Origin of the sequence: Lentzea aerocolonigenes (assembly GCF_000955955.1) — a bacterium.
Classification (GTDB): Bacteria; Actinomycetota; Actinomycetes; order Mycobacteriales; family Pseudonocardiaceae; genus Lentzea; species Lentzea aerocolonigenes_A.
Genome location: NZ_JYJG01000217.1, coordinates 1 through 424, shown reverse-complemented (window position 1 = coordinate 424; position 424 = coordinate 1). Strand labels below are relative to the sequence as shown.

1 pseudogene is annotated in these 424 nt (G+C 72.2%); it reads right to left on the bottom strand.

Going from position 1 to position 424, the window contains the following annotated elements:
* Positions 1 to 424: pseudogene (locus UK23_RS52955) on the bottom strand (transcriptional regulator, XRE family protein); the annotation flags it as partial.

Here is a 424-nt window from a genome sequence, read left to right as displayed (position 1 = left end):
TGCTGCAGCACCGCCCGGTACTGTCCCGACTGCTCGGTCACGGCCATCGGCACGTCGCTCGGCGCCACGCCCAGCGCCCGCAACAAACGGTCGAACACGACGTGCACGGGAAGCGGTTGCTCGTCGACCCCGCGCAGGTCGACCCCGAGACATCCGTCCGGGAACTCGTCCCGCATCTGGTGCGCCGCCGAGGCCGCCAGCACCGTCTTGCCCACACCGGGCTGACCGACCATCGCCACCGACAGACTCGTGCGGATGCTCTCCCGCAACCGGGACAGGTCCCGCCTCCTGCCCACCCGGTCCACGAGCAGGGGCGGCAACTCGGCGACACCCGCGACCGACGCCGAAGACCGCCGCTTGCGTCCCTGCTCCGCGGCCCGCAGGAACTCCGAGCGCTCGACGGCCCTCAGCCCGAAAGCGTCCG